Genomic DNA, 3,654 nt, shown 5'->3' with positions numbered 1-3,654 from the left:
CACCCAGTCGGTGAGCCGCTCCAGCCTGGAGCCGGTTTCCGCGCAGCAGCTGCCGCCGCCGGTGTCACAGCCGGCCCAGGCGCCCGCCGCGAAGCCGCTGCGCACCGCTTCGGCCCCGGTCCTGGCGCCGCCCGCCAAGCATGTCGACAGGACGACCACAGGCACCGTCGCCCCGGCGGCGAAGCCGTTCAAGGAGGCGCAGCCCGACTCGAAGATGGCGGCCGCCGGCACGCCGCACGCCACCGAGATCGTGGTCCGGGACGGCGAGACCATCTCCGGCCTGGCGCAGCGCTACAAGGTGCCGGCCGACGTGATCATGAAGGTCAACGGTCTGAGTGCGACCAAGGGCCTGAAGACAGGCCAGAAGCTGGTCATTCCCGCCTATGCCTATTCGAGCAAGGAGCCGGCGCAGAAACTCGCCGACACCAAGCCCGCGAATGCGCCGAAGCCCGCCAGCGCGCCCGAGAAGATCGCCGTGCTGCCGCAGCAGCCCAAGCTCAAGGACGGCAAGTCGGCCGCGCCGGTCGACGCTTCTGCCGCCGCCAGCGGATTGAAGGACGCCAAGCCCGCGACGCAGGTCGCCTCCGCCAAGCCGGCTGGCGCCGGCGGCACCTACACGGTCCAGCAGGGCGACTCGCTGTCGTCCATCGCCAGGAAGACCGGTGTCGGCGTCGTGGCGCTGAAGCAGGCGAACGGCATGCAGGACGGCCTGCTCAAGATCGGCCAGACGCTGAAGGTTCCGGCCGGCGGCACGGCGACTGTCGCCGCCGCGAAGCCGGTCAAGGTCGACCCGGTGACGACGGCCACCACGCAGCCGGCGGCGAAGCCGACCGAGACGCTCGCCTCCTACACGCCGCCGAAGAAGGACGCCAAGGTCATCCAGCAGGCCGAGGACGACGACGCGGTGGCGCCGGATGCCACCGGCATCGGCAAGATGCGCTGGCCGGTGCGCGGCCGCGTGATCTCCAATTTTGGCGGCGGCAAGGACGGCGTCGACATCGCGGTCCCCGAGGGAACGCCGGTGAAGGCGGCCGAGAACGGCGTCGTCATCTATGCCGGCGACGGGCTGAAGGAATTCGGCAACACCGTCCTGGTGCGGCACGAGAACGGTCTGGTCACCGTCTACGGCCATGCCAGCTCGATCGAGGTGCAGCGCGGCCAGAAGGTCAAGCGCGGCCAGGAGATCGCGCTGTCGGGCATGAGCGGCACCACCGACTCGCCGAAGCTGCACTTCGAGGTGCGCAAGAACTCCGCCCCGGTCGATCCGTCGGGCTATCTCGAATAGAAGAAGAACAATTGCGGGCCGTCTGAGACCTCCAGTCCAGCCCGCCGGCTCAGCCCGCTCCGCAAGGGGCGGGCTTTTTCAGTCGCTGCCGGCACCGCTTTGGCAAACGTCCAGCGCCGCGGCAGACGGGTGGCGAACTCAAGCTTGCGTTGATCCGGTGAAGAAGCCTTCCAGTTCCGCGAAGCCCATCGCTTTCTCGGAAAACCGGAAGGTGCCCGCGGATTTCATCTCCCGCACGGCGTGGACGAACTTGCCATAGGCGAGCCGCGCCAGCGCCGAGCCGACGCTGATCCGCTTGACGCCAGCATCCGCCAATTCGGCCACGCCAAACGTGGCGCCGGGCATGCCCATGACGACATTGACCGGTTTCGTCACGGCGCCGCAGACGGTGCGGATCATGCCGAGGTCGTGGAGGCCGGGCGCATAGAGCACATCGGCGCCGGCCTTCTCGAAAGCCTGCAGCCTTCTGATGGTGTCATCCAGATCGGGGCGGCCCCAGAGGAAGTTCTCGCAGCGCGCCGTCAGGACGAAATCATCCGGCAGGGCGCGGCGCGCCTGTGCGGCCGCCTCGATCCGCTCGACCGCCAGCGCGAATTCATAGATCGGATCGTCATGCCTGCCGGTATGGTCTTCGAGAGAACATCCGGCCGGGCCGATGCCGGCCGCGGCCTCGATCGTCTCGGCAGCACTTTGCGGACTGTCACCGAAGCCCTTTTCGAGATCGGCGGAGACGGGCAGTGGCGTTGCCGCCACGATGGACCGACAGTGACTTAGCGTATCTTCTCGCGAGACCTGTCCTTCGGCGACGCCAAGGGAGAACGCCATGCCGGCACTGGTGGTGGCGAGGGCCCGAAAACCCATGGCCGCCAGAATCCGTGCCGTGCCTATGTCCCAGGGATTGGGAATGATGAACGTACCTGGTTCCTGATGAAGCCTGCGAAACGCCGCGCCCTTGCTATCCAATGCGTTCTCCTTCGGGCCTTCGAGTCACCGAAGGAAGATGACACAACGATCGGAACAAATAAAGAACAAGCGCTGCTTGGTCGTAACGTCAGCAGGCCTCATGCCTGCTTTCGGATGACAGCTATCAGTCCGTCAGCGGCTTGCCGAGACGTCCCGCCAGATCCTGTGTGAACTGCCAGGCGACGCGGCCGGAGCGGCTGCCGCGCGTCGTCGCCCATTCCAGCGCCTCGGCGCGCAGCGTCTCGGGGTCGATGGCCAGGCCGTGATGGCGGACATAGCCGTCGATCATGTCGAGATATTCGTCCTGCGAGCATTTGTGGAAGCCGAGCCAGAGGCCGAAACGGTCGGACAGCGAGACCTTCTCCTCGACCGCTTCAGAGGGATTGATGGCGGTCGAGCGCTCATTGTCGATCATGTCGCGCGGCAACAGATGCCGCCGGTTCGAGGTGGCGTAGAAGATGACATTGGTCGGACGGCCTTCGACGCCGCCTTCCAGTGCCGCCTTCAGCGACTTGTAGGACGTGTCGTCATGGTCGAAGGAGAGGTCGTCGCAAAACAGGATGAAGCGGAAGGGGGCGGCCTTGAGCAATCCCATCAGCTTGGGCAGCGTGTCGATGTCCTCGCGGTGGATCTCGATCAGCTTGAGCGGCCGATCGAGCTTGTCGGAGGCATTGACCGCTGCGTGCACCGCCTTGACCAGCGACGATTTGCCCATGCCGCGCGCACCCCACAACAGCACATTGTTGGCGGCAAAGCCCGCGGCGAAGCGCTCGGTGTTGTCGACAAGGATGTCTCGGACGCGATCGACGCCGCGGATCAGCCCGATGTCGACGCGGTTGACCTTGCGCACCGGCTCCAGATAGCCGGGATCGGCCTGCCAGACGAAGCAATCGGCCCCGGCGAGGTCGGTTTGCGGCACCGGCGGCCGGGCAAGCCGGGTGACCGCTTCGATCAGGCGGTCGAGCTTCTGGTTCAGGGCGTCGAGGGTGCTGTCGGTCATGTCTTGTCTTTTGATCTGGCGTTCGGGATCGGGCAGGCGGAAATCCGCTCTTTCGCGGCGGGATAAGAACCGCTTCCAACCTTTTGCCGGAGCATGATCTTTTCCGCGGACCGCACCCGGCATTCGGCGATCATGCTCTAACACGCGCCAAGCGGCCGGAAAAGCAGCGGATTCGCCCGGCGGCGCAGTTGCATTGGCAACTTTACCGACTATATTCCGGCCAAATTTCGCGGGGCCGCCTTGTGGCGGTTTTTTACCATTCAGGAGTTTCTTGATGTTCGTTACACCGGCATACGCCCAGGGCGTCGGCGCCTCGCCAGACATGTTCATCAGCATTTTGCCGTTTATCCTGATTTTCGTGATCATGTATTTTCTGATCATCCGGCCGCAGCGCGCGCAGCTGAAG

4 protein-coding genes are annotated in these 3,654 nt (G+C 65.4%); 2 read left to right on the top strand and 2 right to left on the bottom strand.

Annotated elements, in window-relative coordinates; all coding sequences use genetic code 11:
• Positions 1 to 1,285, top strand: a 1,285-nt coding sequence (locus EN780_RS29700) for a peptidoglycan DD-metalloendopeptidase family protein (protein ID WP_128276074.1), incomplete at its 5' end; no start/stop codon positions are given.
• 138 nt (positions 1,286 to 1,423) lie between these two features.
• On the opposite strand, the gene EN780_RS29695 is transcribed toward EN780_RS29700, so the two are convergent.
• Together EN780_RS29695 and EN780_RS29690 are read right to left on the bottom strand one after the other, a co-directional pair.
• Positions 1,424 to 2,248, bottom strand: a complete 825-nt coding sequence (locus tag EN780_RS29695; protein ID WP_128276073.1) for an isocitrate lyase/phosphoenolpyruvate mutase family protein — start codon at positions 2,246 to 2,248, stop codon at positions 1,424 to 1,426.
• A gap of 124 nt (positions 2,249 to 2,372) precedes the next feature.
• A complete protein-coding gene (locus EN780_RS29690) occupies positions 2,373 to 3,248 on the bottom strand; it encodes an ATP-binding protein (protein ID WP_128276072.1) in 876 nt (291 codons plus the stop codon).
• Between the two features lie 274 nt (positions 3,249 to 3,522).
• On the opposite strand from EN780_RS29690, the gene EN780_RS29685 reads away from it, so the two are divergent.
• On the top strand, positions 3,523 to 3,654 hold a 132-nt coding region (locus EN780_RS29685), incomplete at its 3' end, for a preprotein translocase subunit YajC (RefSeq protein WP_348631277.1).

Origin of the sequence: Mesorhizobium sp. M4B.F.Ca.ET.089.01.1.1, assembly GCF_004022605.1 — a bacterium.
Classification (GTDB): Bacteria; Pseudomonadota; Alphaproteobacteria; order Rhizobiales; family Rhizobiaceae; genus Mesorhizobium; species Mesorhizobium abyssinicae.
The sequence above is the reverse complement of the archived record's forward strand: the minus strand, read 5'-3'. Positions and strand labels throughout refer to the sequence as shown.